The organism is Granulimonas faecalis, from assembly GCF_022834715.1.
GTDB lineage: Bacteria > Actinomycetota > Coriobacteriia > Coriobacteriales > Atopobiaceae > Granulimonas > Granulimonas faecalis.
Genome location: NZ_BQKC01000001.1, coordinates 1,795,024 through 1,817,708, shown reverse-complemented (window position 1 = coordinate 1,817,708; position 22,685 = coordinate 1,795,024). Strand labels below are relative to the sequence as shown.

At 69.4% G+C, this 22,685-nt stretch carries 21 protein-coding genes; 13 read left to right on the top strand and 8 right to left on the bottom strand.

The window, feature by feature from the left end:
- The first annotated feature begins 153 nt into the window (after positions 1 to 153).
- Positions 154 to 1,389, top strand: a complete 1,236-nt coding sequence (locus OR600_RS08170) for a MalY/PatB family protein (RefSeq protein ID WP_265590984.1) — start codon at positions 154 to 156, stop codon at positions 1,387 to 1,389.
- Positions 1,390 to 1,482: 93 nt separating this feature from the next.
- On the opposite strand, the gene OR600_RS08165 is transcribed toward OR600_RS08170, so the two are convergent.
- Positions 1,483 to 2,376, bottom strand: a complete 894-nt coding sequence (locus OR600_RS08165) for an SGNH/GDSL hydrolase family protein (RefSeq protein ID WP_135979012.1) — start codon at positions 2,374 to 2,376, stop codon at positions 1,483 to 1,485.
- Between the two features lie 250 nt (positions 2,377 to 2,626).
- On the opposite strand from OR600_RS08165, the gene OR600_RS08160 reads away from it, so the two are divergent.
- From OR600_RS08160 to OR600_RS08145, 4 genes are all read left to right on the top strand, one after another.
- Positions 2,627 to 3,793 carry a pyridoxal phosphate-dependent aminotransferase gene (locus OR600_RS08160; protein ID WP_265590983.1) on the top strand — a complete coding sequence of 389 codons (1,167 nt, stop codon included), beginning with the start codon at positions 2,627 to 2,629 and terminating at the stop codon, positions 3,791 to 3,793.
- Positions 3,794 to 3,877: 84 nt separating this feature from the next.
- Entirely contained in the window at positions 3,878 to 4,732 is an 855-nt protein-coding gene (locus OR600_RS08155) for a Cof-type HAD-IIB family hydrolase (protein WP_265590982.1), read from the top strand.
- A 21-nt stretch (positions 4,733 to 4,753) separates the two neighbouring features.
- A complete protein-coding gene (locus OR600_RS08150; RefSeq protein ID WP_265590981.1) occupies positions 4,754 to 5,374 on the top strand; it encodes a nitroreductase family protein in 621 nt (206 codons plus the stop codon).
- A 92-nt stretch (positions 5,375 to 5,466) separates the two neighbouring features.
- A complete protein-coding gene (locus tag OR600_RS08145) occupies positions 5,467 to 6,441 on the top strand; it encodes a 3-hydroxyacyl-CoA dehydrogenase (RefSeq protein ID WP_265590980.1) in 975 nt (324 codons plus the stop codon).
- 323 nt (positions 6,442 to 6,764) lie between these two features.
- Here OR600_RS08145 and OR600_RS08140 read toward each other — a convergent pair whose 3' ends face one another.
- Together OR600_RS08140 and OR600_RS08135 are read right to left on the bottom strand one after the other, a co-directional pair.
- Entirely contained in the window at positions 6,765 to 7,871 is a 1,107-nt protein-coding gene (locus OR600_RS08140; protein WP_265590979.1) for a sensor histidine kinase, read from the bottom strand.
- Position 7,872: 1 nt separating this feature from the next.
- Complete coding sequence (locus OR600_RS08135; protein WP_265590978.1) at positions 7,873 to 8,571, bottom strand: response regulator transcription factor; 699 nt, start codon at positions 8,569 to 8,571, stop codon at positions 7,873 to 7,875.
- Positions 8,572 to 8,623: 52 nt separating this feature from the next.
- On the opposite strand from OR600_RS08135, the gene OR600_RS08130 reads away from it, so the two are divergent.
- Positions 8,624 to 8,890 (top strand): hypothetical protein, encoded by a 267-nt coding sequence (locus tag OR600_RS08130; protein WP_168354136.1) that lies wholly within the window; start codon positions 8,624 to 8,626, stop codon positions 8,888 to 8,890.
- 195 nt (positions 8,891 to 9,085) lie between these two features.
- Complete coding sequence (locus tag OR600_RS08125) at positions 9,086 to 9,382, top strand: hypothetical protein (RefSeq protein WP_135979019.1); 297 nt, start codon at positions 9,086 to 9,088, stop codon at positions 9,380 to 9,382.
- A gap of 142 nt (positions 9,383 to 9,524) precedes the next feature.
- Here the strand turns inward: OR600_RS08125 and dtd are convergent, their stop codons facing one another.
- Together dtd and OR600_RS08115 are read right to left on the bottom strand one after the other, a co-directional pair.
- Positions 9,525 to 9,971: a D-aminoacyl-tRNA deacylase gene (gene dtd, locus OR600_RS08120; RefSeq protein WP_135979020.1), complete on the bottom strand. Its 447-nt coding sequence runs from the start codon at positions 9,969 to 9,971 to the stop codon at positions 9,525 to 9,527.
- A 46-nt stretch (positions 9,972 to 10,017) separates the two neighbouring features.
- Positions 10,018 to 11,541: a carboxypeptidase M32 gene (locus tag OR600_RS08115; RefSeq protein WP_135979021.1), complete on the bottom strand. Its 1,524-nt coding sequence runs from the start codon at positions 11,539 to 11,541 to the stop codon at positions 10,018 to 10,020.
- A gap of 106 nt (positions 11,542 to 11,647) precedes the next feature.
- On the opposite strand from OR600_RS08115, the gene OR600_RS08110 reads away from it, so the two are divergent.
- The 3 genes from OR600_RS08110 to OR600_RS08100 all read left to right on the top strand — a co-directional run bounded on the left by OR600_RS08110 (position 11,648) and on the right by OR600_RS08100 (position 14,956).
- Entirely contained in the window at positions 11,648 to 12,919 is a 1,272-nt protein-coding gene (locus tag OR600_RS08110; RefSeq protein WP_135979022.1) for an aminotransferase-like domain-containing protein, read from the top strand.
- Positions 12,920 to 12,922: 3 nt separating this feature from the next.
- Positions 12,923 to 13,915 (top strand): D-alanine--D-alanine ligase family protein, encoded by a 993-nt coding sequence (locus OR600_RS08105; RefSeq protein ID WP_135979023.1) that lies wholly within the window; start codon positions 12,923 to 12,925, stop codon positions 13,913 to 13,915.
- 87 nt (positions 13,916 to 14,002) lie between these two features.
- Entirely contained in the window at positions 14,003 to 14,956 is a 954-nt protein-coding gene (locus OR600_RS08100; RefSeq protein ID WP_251164191.1) for an ROK family protein, read from the top strand.
- Between the two features lie 232 nt (positions 14,957 to 15,188).
- Here the strand turns inward: OR600_RS08100 and OR600_RS08095 are convergent, their stop codons facing one another.
- Complete coding sequence (locus OR600_RS08095; RefSeq protein ID WP_265590977.1) at positions 15,189 to 16,205, bottom strand: hypothetical protein; 1,017 nt, start codon at positions 16,203 to 16,205, stop codon at positions 15,189 to 15,191.
- A 385-nt stretch (positions 16,206 to 16,590) separates the two neighbouring features.
- On the opposite strand from OR600_RS08095, the gene mihF reads away from it, so the two are divergent.
- The gene (gene mihF, locus OR600_RS08090) at positions 16,591 to 18,993 is read left to right on the top strand and encodes an integration host factor, actinobacterial type (RefSeq protein ID WP_265590976.1); all 2,403 of its coding nucleotides are present in this window, start codon (positions 16,591 to 16,593) and stop codon (positions 18,991 to 18,993) included.
- 61 nt (positions 18,994 to 19,054) lie between these two features.
- Positions 19,055 to 19,246, top strand: coding sequence for a hypothetical protein (locus OR600_RS08085; protein ID WP_135979027.1), 192 nt, complete (start codon positions 19,055 to 19,057; stop codon positions 19,244 to 19,246).
- Between the two features lie 263 nt (positions 19,247 to 19,509).
- On the opposite strand, the gene OR600_RS08080 is transcribed toward OR600_RS08085, so the two are convergent.
- Together OR600_RS08080 and OR600_RS08075 are read right to left on the bottom strand one after the other, a co-directional pair.
- Complete coding sequence (locus OR600_RS08080; RefSeq protein WP_265590975.1) at positions 19,510 to 21,147, bottom strand: hypothetical protein; 1,638 nt, start codon at positions 21,145 to 21,147, stop codon at positions 19,510 to 19,512.
- Complete coding sequence (locus OR600_RS08075) at positions 21,144 to 21,893, bottom strand: ABC transporter ATP-binding protein (RefSeq protein WP_265590974.1); 750 nt, start codon at positions 21,891 to 21,893, stop codon at positions 21,144 to 21,146. Before OR600_RS08075 ends, OR600_RS08080 begins: the two co-directional genes overlap by 4 nt.
- 491 nt (positions 21,894 to 22,384) lie before the next feature.
- On the opposite strand from OR600_RS08075, the gene OR600_RS08070 reads away from it, so the two are divergent.
- Entirely contained in the window at positions 22,385 to 22,648 is a 264-nt protein-coding gene (locus OR600_RS08070; RefSeq protein ID WP_135978223.1) for a hypothetical protein, read from the top strand.
- The last annotated feature ends 37 nt before the right edge of the window (positions 22,649 to 22,685 follow it).

Here is a 22,685-nt window from a genome sequence, read left to right as displayed (position 1 = left end):
GCGTCCGGCCCGTGCCGGATCCCCTCCGGCGAGGGCCTCTCGGCGCCGACTGCCCGGAACCCGTGCCACGGCCACCCGGCATGGGCAGAAGTCATCAATGACAAAATAGGCGAAGTGACAGATGGGCCAGGCACCCATCCCGGAAGGAGCCCCATGGCACCCACGACCCACGACTTCGACGAGCCCGTGGACCGCCGCGGAACGAGCAGCGTCAAGCACGACCAGGACCACCCCGACCACCCCGGCGAGGACCTCCTCCGCCTCTGGGTGGCCGACATGGACTTCCGCGCGCCCGAGGCTGTGACGGCCGCCATCCACGGCCGCGCCGACCACGGGGTCTTCGGCTACACCGAGGCGTCGGGCCGCCTCGCCTCCGCCGCCTCCGGCTGGATCGCCGCCCACGACGGCTGGGCTCCCGACCCGTCCACGCTCGTCACGGGCCCGGGCGTGGTCTTCCTCATCGCGCAGGCCGTGCGGGCCCTCACCGCCCCCGGCGACCCCGTGCTCATCCAACCGCCGGTCTACTACCCCTTCTCCGAGACCGTCCGCTCCAACGGCCGCATCCTCGTGTGCGCGCCGCTCACCTACGACCCCGGACGGGCTCGCGCCGGCTTTGCCGCGGCCGTGGCGGGGGAGGAACCCGGCCCCAGCCCCTACACGTTCGACGTCGCAGCGTTCGAGGAGGCGGTCGTCTCCTCCGGCGCCCGCATGTTCATCCTCTGCAACCCGCACAACCCCGTGGGCCGCGTCTGGACGCCCGCGGAGCTCGACGCCATGGCCCGTGTCTGCGCCGACCACGACGTCTTCGTGGTGGCCGACGAGATCCACGCGGACTTCGGCCGCCCGGGCCACCCCCACGCGCCCTTCGCCGCGGCCGCCGAGAAGGCCGGCTGCCGGTGCATCGTGTGCACGTCGCCGAGCAAGACCTTCAACATGGCCGGCCTGCAGCTCGCCTGCGGCTGGGTGCCCGACGCCGACGTGCGCTCGCGCATCGAGGCCGAGATGGACGCCTGTGGCTACTTTGGCGTGAACCCGCTCTCCCAGGAGGCGGCCGTGGCGTGCTTCGAGCACGGCGGCCCGTGGCTCGCCGACCTCAAGGCCTACCTCGAGGGCACCGTCGACTGGGTGAACCGCTTCGTGGCCGGGGAGCTGCCGGAACTCTGCGTGGTGCAGCCCGAGGGCACCTACCTGCTCTGGGTCGACTGCCGCGGCCTCGGCCTCTCGGACGAGGCCCTCGCGCGGCTCGTGGAGGTGGACGCCGGCCTCTGGGTGGACCCCGGCACGATGTTCGGCCCTGAGGGCTCCGGCTTCATCCGCGTCAACCTGGCCACCCAGCGCTCCGTGGTGCAGGACGCCTTCCGGCGTCTGCGCGGCGCCGTCCGCGGGTAGCGCCGCCGCCGGCGCCGTCTCACCCCCATGAAAAAGGCGGCCGGGCCCCTGCCGGGTCCGGTCGCCTTGCCGTTATCGGTCCCTGCCGCCGCCCTAGGCCTGAACGCCGCGCTCGCAGGTGTAGGTGCGCTCAGGGAACAGCAGCTCGCACACCGTGTTCCAGCCAAAGGCCGTGCCGCGGGCGTAGGGGCAGCCGATGCAGTCGTCGCGGAAGCACACCTGCTCGCTGCGGTCGCAGTCCTCGGGGACCTCGCCCTTGCCCATGGAGGCGAGCACCATCCGGGCGATCTGGTCCATGCCTCGCTTGGTGGGGTGGGTGCCGTCCACGGCCTCGTAGTCGAGCATGAGGGCGCGGGCGTCGGCCACGTGGCAGCCGGGCCACTGGCCCGCTGCGATGCGGATGGCGTTGTTGTAGCGGTCGAAGTGGTTGCCGCGCAGGGGGTAGGTGAAGCACGTGCCCGGGGCGCCGGCGAGCCTGCCCACGGGCACGGTGATGCACCAGACCTCGACGCCGGGGTTGTCGGTGACTATGTTGGCCAGCATGCGGCTGTAGGCCTCGCCGAACTTCTCGGCGGCGTCGGCCGGCGCCAGCGCGGGCGCCACGTGGGGGTACTTGGAGAGGTCGATGTTGTACGGCGTGGCGGTGCCGCGGCCCAGCATCTGGTTCATGGTGCCACCCCAGCCGAAGTCGTTGATGCCCATGAAGACCAGGACCGCGTCGGGGCTCTCGCCGTTCTTCTTGAGGGCGTCGGTGCGGGTGCGGGACTCTCCGGCGGGGTAGCCCACGCCCTCCACGCAGGAGCCCGACCAGCTGGCGTTGGCGAGGAACTCGCCGCCCATGCCCTCGATGACCTTCATCCACCAGGTGTCGCCCACCTTCTCGACGCCGGTGGCGGCCAGGTTCTCGCCGGTGTAGAACACGTTCCACCCCTCGGGGATGTAGCCCTCGAAGGTCGAGATGGAGTCGCCGATGACAGAGACGCGCATGGGGCCAGCTTTCTCTTGGGTGCAGCCATACCCACCCATTTTGTTCCAGGCACCGCCGCTGCGGGGCACCCGGTCGACCGGCGGGTGGGGTGAGGCCACGGGCGCGCATTGGGCATGACAGGTGCGCCGCGGCCGGGGCGGCTCTGTTTCGCCCCGGCCAAAGGGCGCGGGGGCGCCGCCGCCGTGCGCTATCGTAAGGTGCCGTCAAGGAACGCACGCGCCACGCGCCACCTCCGAGAAGGGACCGCCCATGGAGTTCTCCCGCCGCCTCGACGCCTTCGGCGACGAGGTCTTCGCATCGCTCAACGCCCGCCGTCGTGAGCTCGAGGCCGAGGGCCGCACCATCGTGGACCTCTCCGTGGGGACGCCGGACTTCGAGCCGCCCGCCCACGTGGTGGACGCCCTCGTGGAGGCCGCGGCCGACCCCGCCAACTGGAAGTACTCCCTCCACGACACCGACGAGCTCCTCGAGGCCGTGTGCTCCTACTACCGGCGGCGGTTCGGCGTGGAGATCTCCCCCGACATGGTGATGATGGTCTCGGGCACCCAGGAGGGCATGGGCCACCTCGCCCTGGCCCTGCTCGACCCCGGCGACTCCATCCTCGTTCCCGACCCCTGCTATCCGATCTTCGCCGGTGCGGCCCACATCGCCGGCGCGACCCCGGTGTACTACCCGCTCACCCGCGAGAACGGCTTCCGCCCGGACGTCGCCTCCATCGACCCGGCCACGGCCGACGAGGCCACCTACATGGTGGTGTCGCTGCCGGCCAACCCCGTGGGGTCCGTGAGCACCGAGGGGCTCTACGAGGGCATCATCGAGTTCGCACGCGAGCACGATCTGCTCGTCGTCCACGACAACGCCTATTCCGACATCGTGTTCGACGGCCCGGCCGGCGGCTCGTTCCTCTCGTTCCCCGGGGCCGTGGACGTGGGCGTGGAGTTTTTCTCGCTCTCCAAGTCGTTCAACGTCACCGGCGCGCGCCTCTCGTTCCTCGTGGGCCGGCCCGACGTCGTGGCGGCGCTCCGCAAGCTCCGTGGCCAGATCGACTTCGGCACGTTCATGCCGCTGCAGAAGGCCGCCATCGCGGCGCTCGAGGGCCCGCTGGAACCCGTGGAGGAGCAGCGCCTCGCCTACCAGGCCCGCCGCGACGCCCTGGCCGACGGCCTCGAGGCCATCGGCTGGGACCGCCCCAACGCCAAGGGCACCATGTTCATGTGGGCACGCCTGCCCGAGCGCTACGCCCCCGACTCCATGGCCTTCGCCGAGGAGCTTATGGAGAGGGCCGGCATCATCGTGACGCCGGGCTCCTCCTTCGGCCCCGAGGGCGAGGGTTACGTGCGGTTCGCCCTCGTGCGTCCCGCCGCCGAGCTCGCCGCCGCTGCCGCCGTCATCGGCGAGGCCGGCTTCGGGGCGTGAGCGCGCCCGCCCGCCCCTCCCGCAGGGCGTGGGCGCATCTCGGGTAGAGAGCAGCCGATCGGAAAAACCGACAGAGGAGTAACCGTGGCAGACAGGATCGCCTTTTTCGATGTGGATGGCACGCTGCTGTCCTTCCGCACCCATTCCATGCCCGAAACCACCCGCGTGGCCCTGCGCGAGCTGAGAAAGAACGACGTGCTGATCTACGTGGCGTCCGGGCGCGCCCTGTTCCAGCTCCCGCGTGCCCTGCGCGAGGGTGAGGGCGACTTCCCGGGCTTCGACGGGTTCATCTGCAACTCGGGTCAGATCTGCCTGGACGACCGCGGCATCTTCCGCATGACGGCGCTCGACCCGGCCGACGTCCGCGCCATCACCGAGCAGTCCATGGACGGCTCCTACGACATCGTCTACATGACGGCCGACCGCGCCTTCACCCCGCGCCACGGCGACCTCGTGCGCCGCGCCGAGGAGAACGCCAACGTGCGCTTCGACGAGGACTCCCCCGAGGAGGCCTACAGGCGCCCGGTGTTCCAGATGAACGCTTTCATCGCCCCCGAGGACGAGCACCGCATCCTGGAGGTGACCGACAACGTCAAGCTCGTGCGCTGGACCGAGGACTTCGCCGACATCATCCCGGCCGACGGTGGCAAGGACCAGGGCGTGCTGGCGGTGCTCGAACACCACGGCATCGACCGCTCCGGCGCCTACGCGTTCGGCGACGGCGGCAACGACGTCTCCATGCTCAACGCCGTGGGCTGCGGCGTGGCCATGGGCAACGCCGACCACCGGGCCAAGGCCGTGGCCGACGTCATCACCACCTCGGTGGACGACGCGGGCATCTACCGCGCCTGTGTGCACCTGGGCCTCATCGACGACGTCCTGGGCATCTGCGGCGGCGACCGCACCTACACCGTCATCGAGGACAAGGGCGGGCGGTAGGCGCCCGGGGAAGGTGGTCCCATGGACAGGGAGAAGGTCATCTCGCGCGTTGAGCTCGACTACGGGCTCGACGACCTCGCCGCCACGGTGAGGCGCAACCGCAGCTACCGACGCTTCGACGAGGGCGACCCCATCGGCCGCGACCTCATGGTCTGCCTCGTGGACCTGGCCCGGCAGACGGCCTCGGCCGCCAACCTGCAGCCGCTGCGCTACCGCGTGGTGGCCGACGCCACCGTGCGCGACGACGTCTTCGGCTGCCTGGGGTGGGCCGGCTACCTCGCCGACTGGGACGGCCCCGAGGTGGGGGAGCGCCCCACCGGCTACATCGTGGTGTGTTGCGCCGGCAAGGTGGCGCCGCTCATGTGGGTGGACGCCGGCATCGCGGCTCAGACGATCCTGCTGGGCGCGAGCGAGGCGGGCTTCGGCGGCTGCATCGTGCGCAACTTCTCGGACCGCCTGCCCGAGGTGCTGGGCATCGACCCGGCGGTCGACGAGCCGCTTCTCGTGATCGCCCTGGGCGCCCCGCGGGAGACCTGCGTGCTCGAGCCCTTGGGGGACGCCCCCGACGGCATCCGCTACTGGCGCGACGCCGACGGCGTGCACCACGTGCCCAAGCGCTCCCTGGAGGACGTCCTCATCTAGGGCCCTGCGTTTCAGTGCAGTTGGAACCGACCTGTTTTGGGAATCTCTGCAACAGTGGTCGTATCGACAGGTCCAAGACGGAGGGACACACCATGGCGTTTGAGAAGGTCGTCGTCGCCGGAGGCGGCGTGCTCGGTTCCCAGATCGCGTTCCAGAGCGCCTACTGCGGGCTGGACACCTGCATCTGGCTGCGCAGCGAGGGGAGCATCGGCCGCACGCAGCCCAAGCTCGACCAGCTGGTGAAGGACTACCACGCGCAGATCGACGCCATGGAGGCGGCCCTGGCCAAGAGCCGCGCCGACGGCGAGCCCATGGCGCCCGGTGTCTGGGCCATGGGCATCGCGGACCCCGACGACTTCGACCCGGCCCGCTGCCACGGGGCGGTGGACGCGGCCGCCGAGAACCTGCGCCTGGAGCTGGACCTCTCCGCCGCCGTGGCCGACGCCGACGTGGTCGTGGAGTCCATGGCCGAGCAGGAGGAGGCCAAGATCGAGTTCTACAAGAAGCTCGCGCCCCTCATGGCCGAGAAGACCGTGGTGGTCACCAACTCCTCGAGCCTGCTGCCCTCCAAGTTCACCCGCTACACCGGGCGACCCGACCGCTACCTGGCCATGCACTTCGCCAACCACATCTGGCGCAACAACATCGCCGAGGTCATGGCCCAGCCCAAGACGTCGCAGGAGTCCTTCGACGCCATCATGGAGTTCGCCGGCCAGATTCGCATGCAGCCCCTGCCGGTGCGCAAGGAGAAGGCGGGCTACCTGCTCAACTCCATGCTCATCCCGTTCCTCTTCTCGGCCATGGACCTCTACGTCAACGGCATCTCCGAGCCGGAGTCCATCGACACCGCGTGGGTCCGCGGCACCGGCGCGCCCAACGGCCCGTTCCAGATCCTGGACGTGGTGGGCCTCGTGACCGCCTACAACATCGTGCAGCCGTACACCAAGGTCCCGGGCTTCATGGCGCCGTACAACTTCAAGGGCATCTCCCGCATGCTCAAGGAGAAGATCGACGCCGGCGAGACGGGCGTGGCGGCCGGCAAGGGCTTCTACACCTACGGCGGCTAGGCCCGCCCGCGGCACGGCGGGCGTGACAGCGGTGCCTGGACCATCTGTCGCTTCGCCCATTAATCGGTTGATGTGACCGCCCGCCTGGGGCCGGCCCCAGGCGGGCGCAGCTGGAGTGGCGGCAGCGGCGGGCGAGGCGGGAGCGGCCCCTCGGCACCCGTGGAACGTTCTACGGGTACGCAAACACCCGCAGGACGTCCTGCGGGTGCCCTCCGGCCGCCGAACCGCCCGCAGAAGCTTCTGCGGGCGGCGCTCCCGCGCCTCTCGCTCCAAGCCTCCGCGGCCGGCTGGGACAAAAGTGTCCGACCATTGGGACGGCCCCGTCAGAGCGGGATCTCGAGCAGGGCGAGCGTCCCTCTGGGGACGGGTCGCACGGAGAGGGAGAACCCCTGGGCCGTTGCGTATCGGAGTGCCAGCGCCATCCCGATGCCGGTGCTGCCGCCCTTTCCCTTGCCAAAGCGCTCGAACACCACGGCGAGGTCCTCCTCGGAGATGGGAGCCCCGTCGTTCACGGCCCAGAGGCGGGCCTTCCCATCGGCTGCCGAGCAGCCCAACCGCACAGTGCCCTCGCCGTGGCGGATGGCGTTGGTCAGCATGTTGAGAACGGCGGCGTAGGTGAGGTCGAGGTCGAAGCTGCACACGACGGGCTGCGGTCCATGGAGGACGAGGTCCACGCCCTTGTCGGTCGCCGTGGGGACCAGGCTCCGTTCAGCGTCGTAGAGGAGCTCCCGTAGGTCGGCCCGGTGGGGGTGGGGCTTGAGCCTCCCGGCGTCGGCTCTGGCCAGCCCCATGATCTGGTCGACGAGCGCGGCCATCCGCCCCGCCTCCCTGCCAATCGACGCATAGGCATCGTCGGTCGTCACGAGGCCGCGCCGTGCCGCCGCGCTCCAGCCGCCGATGGCCATGAGCGGGGCCTTGAGCTCATGGGCGGCATCGCCAAAATAACTCTCCGCTCGCAACCTTCTGGCCTCGAGGGCGCCCACTGCGGCGACCTTCCGGCTGAACCTCCCCGTCGCTGTGACGGTCAGAGCGATGAAGGTTCCGCCGCAGACAAGGGCCAGGGCGGCGCAGGGCCCCGTGACGAGGACGTAGCGCACCCCGCCGGCGGGGGAGGTCCGGTAGATGAGCAGCTCGCCGCCTGTCCGGATCAGTTGCGGGCGTGGGTCGGCCGCGAACCCCTCGTCCGTCAGGCGATGGCGGAGCCCGTCTTCCCAGGGCCGGGCGGCGCTTCCTGCCTGTGGGGAGGAGGCCGGCAGCTCCCGAATCTGCCACCAGCCGTTTTCCGGCGACGAGAGGCTCTGCGCCCCGGTCGCGCAGAGGATGGAGAGGCCGATGAGGAACGCCGCCGCCACGGCTAGGAGTTCTCCCACGATCGTGACGGCGAGCTGATGGCGCAGCCGCTCGACCGCATCGCGTCCAGCCTCCGCCATCTCACTCGAGCTCTGTCAGTCGGTAGCCGAAGCCACGGACGGTCTGGATGCAGACGTCGGAGCCGGCCCTCGCGAGCTTGACCCGCACGCGACGGCAGGTCTCGTCCAGCGTCCGGCTCTCGACACCGTCGGGGAGCCGCCATACGGCCTCGAGGATCTGCTGGCGCGAAAGAGCTTCCCCGTGGTTCTCCATAAAGAAAATGATAAGACGGAGCTCCGTGGGCGTTGCCAGGAGGGGTTGTTCCCCTACGTAGACGGCGTGGCGCCTCCGGTCCAACCTGGTGTTGCCGCAGGTGAGGTCGTCCTGGACGGGCTGGCACCCGGGATGGGCGGCATCGTAGTCCACGCGGCGCATGAGGGCCCGCACCCGGCTTACGAGCACCATCGGGTTGAACGGTTTCGCCAGGTAGTCGTCGCCGCCCAACGCGAGGCCGGAGCACACGTCGATGTCGTCGCCTTTGGCCGTGAGCAGCATGACGGGCACGGTTGAGGAGCGTCGGATGCGGGCAAGGGCCTCGAGGCCGTCCGTACCGCTCAGCATGACGTCGAGCAATACGAGGTCGGGTTCGTGGCGCCCGAACGCTTCCAACAGCTCGTCGGCGGTGGGAAAGGCCTCGACGGCAAAGCCGTCTGCCGTCAGAAACGACGTGACGAGCGTGCGCGTCGAGTCGTCGTCCTCTGCGTACAAGATAGACTTCATATTGAATCCCCGAACCGTCGCCCTTGCTGGCATCTTATCAGAGAGGCTCCTGTTGAAGAACAGATACATCGACAGGCCGTTTGCGGAGAGGCTCACGGACATCTGCTGGTTCGCAGGCATCGGGTTGAGCGCGCTGTGGACGACCCTCGAGGTCCTCGGCGTGCTTCCGTACGGCTCCTCGGACCTTGCCGCCCGGGTGGGCTCACTGGTCTTCTTCGTGCTGGCAGCCCTGCTCGCGCTCCTGTGCGGGAGTAGGGGCAGGCTCATCTGGTGCGTCGTGTGTGCCGTGGCGTCGCTCGCTTGGTGCTTCGCGTTCTAGCCGTGCCGGCTCGGCCCCGGTTTTGACAGAACCGTGACCCGATTGTGACTCGGCGGCGGTGGCCCCTCGTCCTCATCCCCCTCATCGTTAAGGCAGATGAAGAAGGGGGGCGAGCATGGTCTCTGCGAAAAAAGTCGTTCCGGCCGCTCTGGCGCTGTGCTCGCTTTTGGCGTTGTTTGAGGTAGGGCCGTCAATATGAAGCTGATCATGCTTCTGCGCCGTATCGGAATGTATGTCAAGTGGGATCCGATGACACTCTGGAATGCGGCGCTTGTGGTCTCGATGATCCTGAGTCTTCTTGGGTTTTGGGGTTTTCGGGAGGGAGAGATCTTCACCAACGCTGTGCTGTTGATGGCTGCATCCATTGTGGGTGTGCGCTTTTATCGAGAGCGACATCCTGTCCTTGTCGGAATCTGCGCTCTCCTTGTCCTCTACTCCGTTCTGATGTTGGCCGTCGCTCTTGGCGCGGCCCCCCTGCCGTGGAGTTCGTGACAGCGGTGTCTGGCCCATCTGTCACTTCGCCCATTAATCGGTTGATGTGACCGCCCGCCCGGAGCCGGCTGGGACAAAAGTGCCCGACCATTGGGACAAAAGTGTCCGACGAGTGGGACAGCCGGTGGGACGGCACCGGCGGCTAGAACAGCTCGTCGGTGTCCAGCCAGACGGTGATGGGCCCGTCGTTCACCAGCGACACCTGCATCTCTGCGGCGAAGATGCCGGTGGCCACGGGCACGTCCTCCGCTGCGATCTTGCAAAACCGCTCGTAGAGGTCGCGTGCCAGGTCTGGGGGTGCCGCCTCGGTGAAGCTGGGCCGACGCCCCCTTCGCGCGTTGGCATACAGCGTGAACTGACTCACGATGAGGGCCTGCCCGCCCACGTCCACAAGCGAGAGGTTCATGTGGCCGGCCCCGTCGTCAAAGATGCGCAGATGGCAGATCTTGTCCCAGAGCTTGCGGGCCACGGTCTCGTCGTCATGCGGCCCCACGCCCAGAAGGATGCAGAATCCGCCTCCGATGGCACCTACGACCTCGCCGTCCACGGCAACTGACGCCTCGGTTACCCGCTGCAGCAACGCTCTCATGCCGCTTCCTTTCTGCCGTGACAAACCAACCTGGTACCTTGTCTCCCTACAGCCCGTACAGCTCGCCGAACTTGCGCTCCAGGTAGTCGCAGTAATAGTCCGGGTCGAACTCCTCGCCGCAGGCCTCCTCCACGATCCGCCTCGGCTCCTTGGAGCGGCCCCAGCGCCACACGCGGTCGCCCAGCCAGGCGCGCACCGGCACGAGGTCGCCCGAGGCCAGCACGTCGTCAAAGGGCGTGCCCCCGGCCGCTAGGTCCGCCGTCATGGCGTGCAGCAGCTGTGCGCCGTAGGCGCCGCCCAAGGCGTAGGTGGGGAAGTACCCGATGGACGCCTGGGACCAGTGGATGTCCTGCAGGGCGCCGCGACGGTCGTCGGGCACCTCCACGCCCAGGTACTCCCGGTAGAGCCGGCCCCAGGCCGCGGGCACGTCGGCGGCGGCGAGCTCGCCGGAGAGGAGCCCCTTCTCCACCTCGTAGCGCACCATCACGTGGAGTGGGTAGGTGAGCTCGTCGGCCTCGGTGCGCACGAGGCTCGGCTCCACGCGGTTCTCGGCGCGGTAGAGGTCCCCGGCGGTGACGCCCTCCAGCTTCTCGGGGAAGTGCGACGCCATGGCGGCCAGCAGCGGCCCCGCGAAGGCGCGGGAGCGGCCCACGTAGTTCTCGAAGAAGCGGCTCTGGGCCTCGTGCATGCCCATGGAGGTGCCGCCGGCCAGGCACGTGCGGTCGAACTCCGGGTCCACGCCGGCCTCGTACATGGCGTGGCCGCCCTCGTGGAGCACGGAGAACACGTTGGAGAGCACGTCGTCCTCGTAGATGTGGGTGGCGATGAACACGTGGCCGGAGTCGATGCCGTCGGAGAAGGGGTGCTCGGTGCGCCCCATCACGAGCTTCTCGGGGTCCACGCCCTCGAAGAGGGCGAGGTCGCGGGCCAGCGCCCACTGCCGATCGGGATCGAACGCCCCGGCCACGCAGGCGCGCGACGGCTGCGGCGCCGCGGCCACCCGCTCCGCGAGCGGCACCACGCAGGCGCGCACACGCTCGAAGAACCGGTCGTAGAAGGCCTGGTCGCAGCCGGGCTCGTAGAGGTCGAGCAGTACGTCGTAGGGGTCGCGGCCCGGGTCGAGGCAGGCGGCCTGGCGGCGGCACAGCGCCACCACGGCGTCCAGGTGCGGCGCGAACACGCCCCAGTCGTTGTCCCGCTTGGCGCGGCGCCAGGCCATGGTGGCGTCGTTGACGGCGCGGCTCATGGCGCCGGCCAGCTCGTTGGGGATGCGCGTCTGCTCGGAACGGTCGCGCCCCAGCACGCGCAGGCGCGCGGCGTCCTTGAGGCCCAGCCCTTCGCGGTGGGCCTCCAACACGTCCAGGGCCGCGCCCATCTCGGCGCCGCAGAGCACCTCGCGGTCCATCTCCTCCAGGCCCGCCACCGCCTCGCCGCGGCCGGGGGCGGCCTTCTCGGGGTCGGCGGTCTCGGCCAGCCATTCGGCGCTCACGAGCGCGTAGCGCAGGGCGTAGCGGCGCGCCTCCATGGCGTCGATGGAAGAGAGGGCTTGTTCGAGGTCGCGGCTTGCCATGGGGGCTCCTGTTCGTCGGGGTGTCTTTGGCCATTGTGCCCCTTGGGCGACGGTCGGTTCGCGCCACGGGCGCCGTGATAGGCTAAAACAATCGGAAAGGAGCCCTATGCCTAGCTCTCACCTTGTCTTCGACGAATGGGAGGACCTCTACGCCGACCGCGTGGAGCATCTCCGCCGCAGCGCCGTGCGAGACCTGTTCGCAGCCATATCCCGCCCCAACGTCATCGGCCTGTCCGGCGGCAGCCCCGACATCTCGAGCCTGCCCCTCGACGAGGTGGCGGAGTGCGCCAAGCGCGTGGTGACCGAGAACGGCCTCAAGTCGCTGCAGTACGGCGGGTCCGACGGCCGCATCGAGACCCGCGCCATGGTGGCCGGCATGCTGGCCGAGGACGGCATCCACGTGGACCCCGACGAGATCATCATCACCGGTGGCTCCCAGCAGGCCCTGGACTTCATGGGCCGCGTCTTCATCAACCCAGGCGACAAGATCATCGTGGAGGGCCCCAGCTACCTCGGCGCCCTCCAGGCCTTCTCCGCCTACCAGCCCGACGTCGAGGTCGTGCCCATGGACGACGAGGGCATGCGCATGGACGCCCTCGAGGAGACTCTGAAGCGCCTCGGGCCCCGCGGCGCCAAGTTCATCTACACCATCCCCAACTTCCAGAACCCGGCCGGCGTGACCATGACGCTCGAGCGCCGAAAGCGCCTCCTGGAGCTCGCCCACGAGTACGACATCCAGGTCATCGAGGACGACCCCTACGGGCGCCTGCGCTTCGAGGGGGAGCACATCGCCCCCCTCAAGTCCATGGACCCCAACGTCATCTACCTCGGCACCACGTCCAAGATCTTCGCCCCGGGGCTCCGTCTGGCCTGGTGCGTGGCGCCCAAGCCGGTGCTGGCCAAGATCAACCTCTGCGAGCAGGGCGCGAGCCTCTGCTGCAGCGCCTTCAACCAGATCCTCGCCGAGCAGTACTTCACCAACACGGACTGGAAGGGCACCCTGGTCAAGTCGCGCGCCATCTACCGGAGCCGCCGCGACGCCATGATCTCGGCCTTGGAGGAGTTCTTCCCGCCCGAGGCCACCTGGACCCACCCCGAGGGCGGCCTGTTCGTCTACGTCACGCTGCCCCCGTACTTCGACACCGAGCAGATGATGTCGGCGGCCCTGGAGAACGGCGTGGCCTACGTGCCCGGCACCAACTGCTTCCCCGACGGCCAGGGCCGCTCCTCCATGCGCCTGGCCTTCTCCTACGAGCCGGAGGACAAGATCCGCGAGGGCATCCGGCGCCTCTCGGAGGTCATCGCCGACCGCATGGAGCTCTACCGCGCCTTCCTCAAGGCGGGCGCGCTGCCCGAGACCCCCAGGAAAGGGATGTGAGCCATGGACAAGCCAACCGTTGCCGTCATCATGGGCGGCTCCTCCTTCGAGCGCCGCTTCTCGCTGGCCAGCGGCAAGCACGTGGTCGAAGCCCTCGAGGCCCGCGGCCACAAGGTGCTGGCCCTCGACGCCGACGAGAACCTCGTGGACACCCTGCGCACCGAGCGCCCCGACGTGGCCTTCGTCGCCCTCCACGGCGCCGGCGGCGAGGATGGCGCCGTGCCGTCGCTGCTCACCTTCCTGGACATCCCCTTCGTGGGCTCGCTGCCCCCGGTGTGCCGCAACACCTGGAACAAGGCCGAGCTGCCCTTCGTCATGGCCCGCGCCTACGCCCCGGAGGACTCCGTGGTGCGCTGGCCCGCCCAGGTGGCGCTGCCCGAGGGGGCGTTCCGCAACCTTGGCGCCGCGGAGGCCCTCGACCTCATGCCCGAGCGCGTGGGCGGGTTCCCGCTGGCCGTGAAGCCGGCCTGCGGCGGCTCGGCCATGGGCCTCTCCAAGGTGGAGTCCGCCGACGGCCTGGGCGAGGCCCTCATGGGCGCACTGGCCTTCGACGACACGGTGCTCGTGCAGGAGTGGGTGGACGGCGTGGAGCTGTCCGTCACGGTGATCGGCGACCCCGGCGACGAGGAGGTGCTGCCGCCCGTGGAGATCGTGGCCGAGGGCGTGTACGACACCGATGCCCGCCTGGACCCGCAGGCCGTGAGCTACTTCTGCCCGGTGCGCCCGGAGTCGCTGTCGCCCGACGGGCAGGAGGCCGCGTCCATCCGCAGCACCTGCGAGCGCGCCGCCATCGAGGTCTACCGCGCCTTCGGCTGCCGCGACATGGCCCGCGTGGACATGGTGTGGGACGGCGCCGCGCCCCGGGTTCTCGACCTCAAGGTCTTCCCCGGCCTCACCGAGACCTCGCTCGTGCCCACGGCCCTGGAGGCCGCCGGGATCGCCCTGCCCGAGCTGCTCGACTCCATGGTCGAGCAGGCCTACGCGCGAGGCTGCTAGCTGTATGTGGACGGGGTCGCCGGAGGAGGGCCGGCGACCCCATTCGTTTCTCGGCCCGGCCGGGCGCGAGGGGAGAGAGGGAGAGCCATGGCTTCCGAGAAGGTCCCGTACCTGGTGGGCATCGACGTGGGCGGCACCACGGTCAAGGTGGCGCTGGTCACCATGGACGGCGACGTGGCGGACTTCTCCGCCGTGCGCACCGAGTCGATGCAGACGCCCGGGGAGCTGGCGTCGGCCGCCGGGAAGGTGCGCGCCATGGCCGAGGGCTTTGCCGGCGACGACGCCTACATCGCCGCCGTGGGCCTGGCCCTGCCCGGCGTGGTCACCCCGGAGGACGAGCTGCTCCTGGCCCCCAACGTGCAGGTGAACCTCGAGGGGCTCGTGGACGCCTTGGCCGAGGCCTTCGGCGTGCCGGTGTACCCGATGAACGACGCCAACGCCGCCGCGCTGGGGGAGCTCTGGCGCGGCAGCGGCCAGGGGGCGCGCAACCTCGTGTTCGTGACCCTGGGCACCGGCGTGGGCGGAGGTATCGTGGTCGACGGCAAGGTCGTCGTGGGCCGCGGCGGCACCGGCGAGATCGGCCATCTGCCCGTGGTGCCCGGAGGCCGTCTGTGCGGCTGCGGCAACCGCGGCTGCCTGGAGATGTACACGAGCGCCCGCGGCCTGGTGCACCTTTACCGCGACGCCTGCGCCCGCCACGGCCAGGTGCCGGTGGAGCTGGAGCACGACGCCCACTCGCTGCCGGTGTTCGAGGCCGCCCGCCACGGCGACGACGTGGCCGTGGAGGCCCTGGACGAGTACGCCCGCTACCTCGGGCGCGCGCTGGCCATGGTCGCGTGCACCCTCGACCCCGACGCATTTGTGGTGGGCGGCGGCATGAGCGCGGCGTTCGACCTCTTTGGGCCGCTCGTGGAGGACGCCTACCGCGACACGGTCATCCGCACGTGCCGGGACATCCCCATCCGCCCGGCGTCCCTGGGCAACCTTGCCGGTATGGTGGGCGCGGCCTACCACGGCGCGCAGAGGTCCGGCCTGCTGTAGGGGCCGGTGAGCCCGGGGCCGCGGCCCCGTTTTGGCATGGGGCATGCGGTATGGGGCTTGGGGCGCCCGGCTCGGGCCGTTTGGTACTTTTCGGTATATAATTTGATCTAAACCACCAAATGGGGCGCCGTTTGGTGGTTTTTCCTCCGTCGACGGCCGAAAAGTACCAAACGGCTGCGGCGGCCAGCCGTGGGCGGGCCGCCGGCCTCGGTGGCGGGCAGGCCGTGGGGCCCTACCAGACCGGGTGGGTCCCGAGGAGCCTCTGGCGGAGCTGTGCCTGGGCCTGGGGGTCGGGGGTCTCGGCCGCCATGGAGAGGCGCCGGGCCACGAGGCGGGCCACCTCGTCGAAGGCGGCGGCGTTCCCCACGATCTGCGGGGTCAGCGAGAGAGGCTCGATGCCCGCGGTCTGGAGGGCGCTCCGCCGGGCCCGATCGCGGTCGGCGTCGTGCTGGGTGTGGAAGGAGCGGCTGTCGTACTCCAGGTCGAGCCCGGCGTCGGGCCATAGGATGTCGGGGCGCACGGTCCGGGTGCCGCCCAGCAGCCGGGAGGACGCCGACGATATCGGGACCTCCTCGTTGAGCCGGGGTAGCGGGAGCCCGTGGCCCCCGAGTTCCGGCGGCAGCACGAGCAGGAGGACGACGGCGGTCTCCATGGGCGAGGCGCTTCCGTCGCAGGTGTGGGTCAGGGCCTCGAGGGCCCGGCGCGCCCCCGGCATCCCCCGGTTGCGCCCCGTCTGGCGCGCGAGGTCCACCACCGAGACGAGGGGCTCCGGGAGTGTGGCGAATCCCGCCGGGAGGTCCGGGCGCAGCAGGTAGGTGCCGCACAGCTCCATGGCGAGCAGGCAACATCCCACCGGGTCGAGGTCGCGTGCGCGCACCACGAAGTGCTGGGCGGGCGTGAGGGAGCACACGGCCTCGCAGCCGCCCACCTCGGCAAGGCTCCCCGCGGGAGGGTCCAGGGTCGAGCAGAGGCAGCGGACCCCCTTCGCGCGATGGATCTTGGCGGGGGTGTCCACCACCACGTCCACGGCCGGCTCGGGGCCTTCCGCGGGGCCGTGGGTCTCAGCGGCGGCGCGCAGGAACCCCTCGACGGCGGCGTGGACGGGGGTCTCTCTGAATCGCTTGATCTCTCGTGCGGAACAGCGGCTCCGGGCCATGGCGAGGCTGGTCTGGGAAGGGGAGAGGGGGTTGAGCGGGATTCCAAGGGTCCAAAACGCCCTCGCCATCAGGCCGCCAAACACGGTGCCCATAGGCAGCTCCCTGAGGCGGTCGAACTGGTGGCTCCCATACTAGGGGACTTTGCGGCGCCGGGGGAGGTCGCGGTTGTTCTCGGAACCGTTTGGTGGTTTTTCCTCGGTACTGGGGCGGAAAACCACCAAACGGCACCCCATTTGGTGGTTTAGATGAGTTTTCATACCGAAAAGTACCAAACGGCTGCGACGGGTTGGCAGGGGCAGCGGGAAGCCGGCGCCGGCAGCCGGCAGCGGTCGGGCCATCCCGGCTGCAAGCGGCCCCTTGGACCCTCGGGGAGTCCCGAGAAACAATCCCACCACACGGGCGATATACACTTGACAGGCCCATGGCTCCACGCCGCCGGGCTCCCATCGCACGTTCCCGCGGCTTGGAGGTCGCTCCTTGAAACCCACCGACACGTTCAAGTACCAGCTGCTCGAGAGGCTCTGTGCCGCCTTCGACGGGGCCGCCCCCGCCGACGAGCCGCCCACCCTGGTCCCGTCCGACATCCTACCTTCCTACCTCGAGCACGACGACGAGGCCTCCCGCAAGCAGGCCCAGTGGATCTTCTCGGCCGTGCAGTCGCTGGAGAGCCAGCGCATGGTGCGCATGACCAAGTCCAAGCACGACGGGGGCACCTACGTGGACACCGTCACCCTGGAGGACGCCGACAAGGCAGCCCACGAGCTCGAGAAGCTCGCTGCCCGCGTGGCCCAGGAGGAGGCCGAGCAGGCCCGGGCCGAGGAGGCCGTCGCCCGCAAGCGGCAGGCCCAGTCCCAGGGCGGTCAGACCCACGCGCAGCGACACGGTCGCCGCCGCACATCGGATCCTGTGGACCCGCGCATCACCGAGGAGGCCGCCGAGTACCTCGACGAGGTAGACTCGCCCCTCACCCCGCGCGAGCTCTCGCTGCTCGTCACCGGCGACACCAAGAAGCTCGACCGCGTGGGCCTCAAGCGCGTGGCCCAGACCCTGCGCCGCCGCGGCTCCAGCGCCAGCCGTTCCAACGTGGGAGCGCTGGAGGAGGCCGGCGTCGTGGCCGACCTCAAGACCATCTGCGTCAAGGGTCCCGTGGTGCTCATCACCCAGAAGGGCGCCGTCGACGCCTCGATCCTGCCCAATGGCATCTCGATGTTCGACGCCGACCTCGCCAACATCGACCGCGCCTACGTGCGCGCCCGCCGCATCGTCACGGTGGAGAACCTCGACGCCTACCGCCGCTGCAACGACGACGACGTCTACATCTACACCCAGGGTTCCGTGTCGCCGCGCCACCGGGCGCTCCTGCGCATGATCCACGAGCAGAACCCCGAGGTGGAGTTCGCGCACTTTGGCGACATCGACTACGCCGGCCTCAAGGCCCACAAGGTCATCGAGGACACCCTCGGCTGCGAGGTGGGCCTCTTCCACATGGGCATCGCCGAGCTGGCGAACCCGGCCTACCGCAAGGCCATCCACCCGCTCACGTCCAAGGACCGCGACCTCCTGGCCCAGCTCCTGGAGTACGAGCGCTACCGCGGCCTCGTCTCCTACATGCTCGAGCGCAACGTGAAGCTCGAGCAGGAGATCGTGGCGCTGGACCTCTTCAGCGACTACGACGTGGACTCCGCCATGGCGGCCCTCCCCGCCGGCCGCGGCGGCCAGGGCGAGGGGCAGCAGGACGACGGCAAGCGCCGCGAGGGCACCTACCGCAAGCAGAGCCAGCACTCGCGCGGTCAGCGCAGGCAGCAGGCCGCCGACGGCCAGGGCGCCCAGCAGTCTTCGCAGCAGGTCTCCAAGGCCGAGGCCGCACCCAAGGTTGAGCCCGCCGAGCCCGAGGCCGCCGTCGGGGCGGAGGCGCCTGCGGACGCCGCGCCCGCCGAGAAGGCCGACGCCCCCAAGCCGCGCCGTCGCCGCCGCTCCCGCAGGCCCAAGGCCGAGCAGGGCGCCGAGGGGCAGGCCGCGGAGGAACGGGCCGCCGAGGGGCAGGACACGGAGGGACAGGTCGCGGAGGCGGCGGACGCCGAGCAGCCCGCGGCCGACGCCGACGCTCCCGAGGGGCAGGTCTCCACACCCGAGACCACGCCCGAGGATGCCCCCGCCCCCGAGGCGGAGGCCGAGGGCGGCGACGCCCGGTCCGCCGAGCAGGATGCGGAGCCGGAGCAGAAGGACGTGCGCCCCGGCCGAGCCGGGCGTCGCCGCCGCAGCACCCGGTCCAAGGCCGCTGCCGAGAAGGCCGCCGAGCAGCCTGAAGCTGTAGCCGATGCCGCAGCCGAGGCCGGCCAGGTGCCCAAGCCCGAGGACGCTCCCGAGCCTGCGGCCGACCGGCCCGACGCCGAGGCGCCGGCCCCCGAGACCGACGCCCCCAAGCCGCGCCGCCGCCGTCGCTCCCGCAAGCCCAAGGCGGCCCAGCCCGAGGTCGCCGGCGGCGCCGCCGCGCCCAATGCCGCCGCTGCGCCCGCCGACGACGACGCCGCCTCCGAGGCCGCTGCGCCCGCCGACGCCGCCCCCGAGGCGCCCGCGACCCCGGAGCCCGCGCCTGCCGAGGTCAAGCCCGTCTCCAGGGCCGCCCAGACCCGCAAGCTTCGCAGCGACCTGCTCGCCAACATCAAGTCCGGTGCCGTGTCGCCCGCGGACGTGCTCGACGCCGTGGACGATGCCGCCCGCTCCCTCACCGTGGTGCGGTTCCTCTCGGCGCTGCCCGGCTGGGATCGCGCCCGTGCCACGGCCTTCATGGAGGAGGTCGGCATCAGTGCCGGCCGCACCCTGCGCGGGCTCGGCAAGAAGCAGCGGGCGCGCGTTGTCGAGGCCGTTACGGGGGAGTAGGGGACTGTCCGGCGACTGGTATCATCGGTGCGCTTGGCCACTGTAGATCCAAGGAGGAGCTATGCCCCCACGCTTCACCGGCGACAACGCCACTGGCTGCGGCTTTGGCTGCCTGGCGGTCATCATCATCCTGTTTTTTGTGAACCTGTTCTTCCGCGGCGTGTTCATCATCGTGCGGTGGCTCCTGCCGGTGGCGGTGGTGCTGGGCGTCTGCTATGCCGCCTGGTACTACTTCTTCCGCAACCGCCAGTAATCTGCGGCGGGACAAGCGCGCGCCTGGCTGGCAGACGCTTGTTGCTGCCTCCCGTGCATCTGCCGTTCCCCCGGCCGCGCTCCTTCTGTCTGCCCTCCGCGCCCCCGCCCTTTCCGCGCCTGCCCTCCGCCTGAAAGCGAATAAGGGAGCCCTCAATCGCTTTCAGGCGCAGGAGGGGTCGCGCAGGAGGGGTCGCGGCGCAGGGAACCTCGCAGGGGCCCGGCGCAGAGAGTTTCAGCTTTTCGGCCGTTCGGGCCCGGGCGCTAGGCCTTCTCTCCGCAGAGGATGGGTCGTCTCAGTGTCGCGCGGAAAAGTCCGTAGCCGCCAAGCAGCAGCACGACGGCCAGGCCACCAAGGAGTGCTGCGAGTGCTCCCACGCTCCACCCAAAGACAAGGCCAAGGATGAACTTGACCGCCAGGCACACGATCCAGAGGCCCATCGAGGCAAAGGAGCACACGAGAACCGAGCGGCTGCGGTTGGCAACGGTGGCCGGGCTGACCCAGCCAAAGTTGGGCCTCGATACGTCAATGAGCAGGCCCAGGTTGGCCGTGAACCAGAAAAAGGAGAAGGGCAGGACGGCACAGAGGGCTATCGCCTGCCATGCCACGCCGCCTATGGCCAAAAGCACGCAGCAAACCAGGGAGAGCGCTGCGCACATCACGCACCAGGGGAGCATTTTCGATAATAAAATAATCTTTTTCGGGAGGGGCAGCGTGAGCATGATCCAGGCGCACGGGCCTTCCAGTGAGGTCGCCACGCCGCTCATGGGGCAGATGGAGGCCAGGTAGGCGATGAACAGCACAACGGTGAGCTCGATAATGTCCGCGACCTCGGGGCCCACCGCCTCGGGGCCGGCCTGGCCCGAGATGAACGCATGGCCGGCGAAGGCAAACGCCCCTGCCATCGCCACCATGCCCACCATGCCAAAAAGCTGGTTGAGAACCACGGCTGGCGTGTCGAAGGCCTGGGAGACCTCCTTCAAGGAGAGGGCCATGAGGGGGGACCTGGAATCCCTAGGCCGCAGCTGGGAAGCCCGCTGGGAGGAGGCCGGTGTCGCCGACACCATCGTGGCGATGGCGCGGTAGCAGTGGGAGACTATCCAGACGCAAATCGCCGCCACGGCAACGCACTCTATGGAGAGGAGGGCAAGGGCGCCCCAGCTCCCGCGACACCACGTATCGATAACGGCCGCAGCGGGAGGGAGCCACAGGCCCATTCCCTTGGCAAGGGTGTCGGCCATTGCCGAGAGGGCCGTCGTGTCATCGGAATGAATAGAGCTGCTTATGAAAAACCACGCTCCTGCGATGGCGAGGCCCGCGCAGAGCTGAAGGACGGTCGAGAGCGCCTTGGCCGCCTTGAATCGCGCCGTGAACGCTGCAATGCCGGCCGCCAACAGGGCGCACACGCCAACGACCGGAGCCGGCATGAGCAAGGTGCAGGCAACGACGGCTGCGAGGCGGACAGGGGAGACAAGGGCCGGGTCGCAGTACATGGCCGCCCCGCAGAGGGGCACCACCAGCACGGCCGCAAAAGATACCCCGCCAAGGTAAAGGGACGCAAGGCGTGCCAGCACCTGGGTCCGCTGGGGAACGGGAAGGCTCATGGTGAAGTCGTAGTCCTTGGCGGCAAACAGGACGTCCGAGGCTTTGGAGAACGAGGTCAGTGCCCCGCCTGCCAGGGCGAAGATGGACGCAAACGCCGGCACGGCGCTCCCGGCACCAAGGGCTTGGAGACTGAATCCAAAAGAGCCGAGGAAAAAGGCGACAAGGGCGCAGACCAGGATGGATACCAGCCAAGTGGTGACGCGCTGGAAACCCTCGCTACCCTTGCCCCCTTCCTTGCCCGGCTGGGCGTACACAGCTTTGAACTGCACTTTTAGCATCAGGAGGAACAGCCTCATCGCCCCTCCCCCGCGCCGTCGGCCATGACGTCCATGAAGACGTCCTCGAGGGTCTCGTCGCCCATCACGGCCTCGATGGGGCCCTGGGCCCGCACCGCGCCGCCGCGCACGATGGCCACGGTGTCGCAGAGCCGCTCCACCACCTCGAGCACGTGGGACGAGAAGAGCACGGCGCCGCCGCCGTCGGCGTGCTCGCGGAGCATGGCCCTGAGGGTGCGGGTCGCCACCGGGTCGAGGCCCACGAAGGGCTCGTCGAGGACGAGGAGGGCCGGCCTGTGGACGAAGGCGCCCATGAGCACCAGCTTCTGCTGCATGCCGTGGCTGTAGGAGGAGGCCTTGGAGCCCAGGGCGTCGGCCATGGCCAGGCGGTCGGCCAGCCCCCCGATGCGTCCGGCCCGCTCCGGGGCGGGGACCCCGAAGACGTCGCAGACGTAGTCGAGGTACCCCATGCCGGTCATGAAGCCGTAGACCGAGGGCGTGTCGGGGACGAAGGCGAGGCCGGCCTTGGCGGCGACGGGGTCGGACGCCACGTCGTGGCCGCAGACGGCGATGGACCCGCCGTCGAAGCCCTGGATGCCCACGACGGAGGAGATGAGCGTGGTCTTGCCGGCGCCGTTGGGGCCCACGAGGCCCAGGATCTGGCCGGAGTCGACCTCGAGGGAGTAGCCGTTCGCGGCCACCTTGGCCCCGTAGGTCTTGCGGAAGCCGCGCACGTCGAGGACGGGCCGCGGGGCTGGTTGCGTCATGGGGGGGGTCCTTTCGTAGGGGGTGGGGGCTGCTGCCGTCTTGGACACAAAAAATGGTCAATCATACCAACGGCTGTTCGAGGTTACCCCCCCTCGCCCGCTGCTATATGTGGCTGTTGTTTGCCGATATATCCGGCAATCAGTTGTTGTCAGGGCCGGCACGGGGAACCGAGAGGCGGATGCCATATTCTTACAACTGATTATTTATTGTTGCCAAAAGTTCCGGCAAGCCATGAGCGCGGTTGTCTCGCTCTTTTCTTTTGCTGACAAATCTACCTAGTGTTTTGTGGTCTTTGACAGGGTCTGTCAGGGAGTTGTCAAAAACGGCCTCAAAAAGGCCCTTCTCGGCAAAGCCTATCCTGCGTTCAAGCCGGTCGTGCAGATCGGCCGTTCCTGCTCTTGCGAGAGAAAAAGAGATGCCATGTCGAGAGGCCCCAAGGCTCTGCCAGGCCCATGGCCCGTTTTTCTGCAAGGTCTATGCGGACGGTTCCGTGGCCCTCTGTGACCTTATGGACGCCCCCGAGGCCCGCGTCTTTCTCGAGGACATCGTCGATTGCCCCGAGAGGCTTAACGAGGTCTACAGCGACATCAAGGCCACAGACCCGCTTCAAGATTCGTCTTGCGTCCGTTGCCCGGCGCTGCAGGCCTGCGGCGGCCGCGCATGCTGCCGCCGTGACCAATGCGACCCTTCCGTGCTCAAACGGGTGCTCGGGTCGAACCTTGCCGTGCTCTCCCATTCCTTAAGAAAGGAATAACTCGATGTACGTCCATGAGTTTTTTCGGCGACACCCG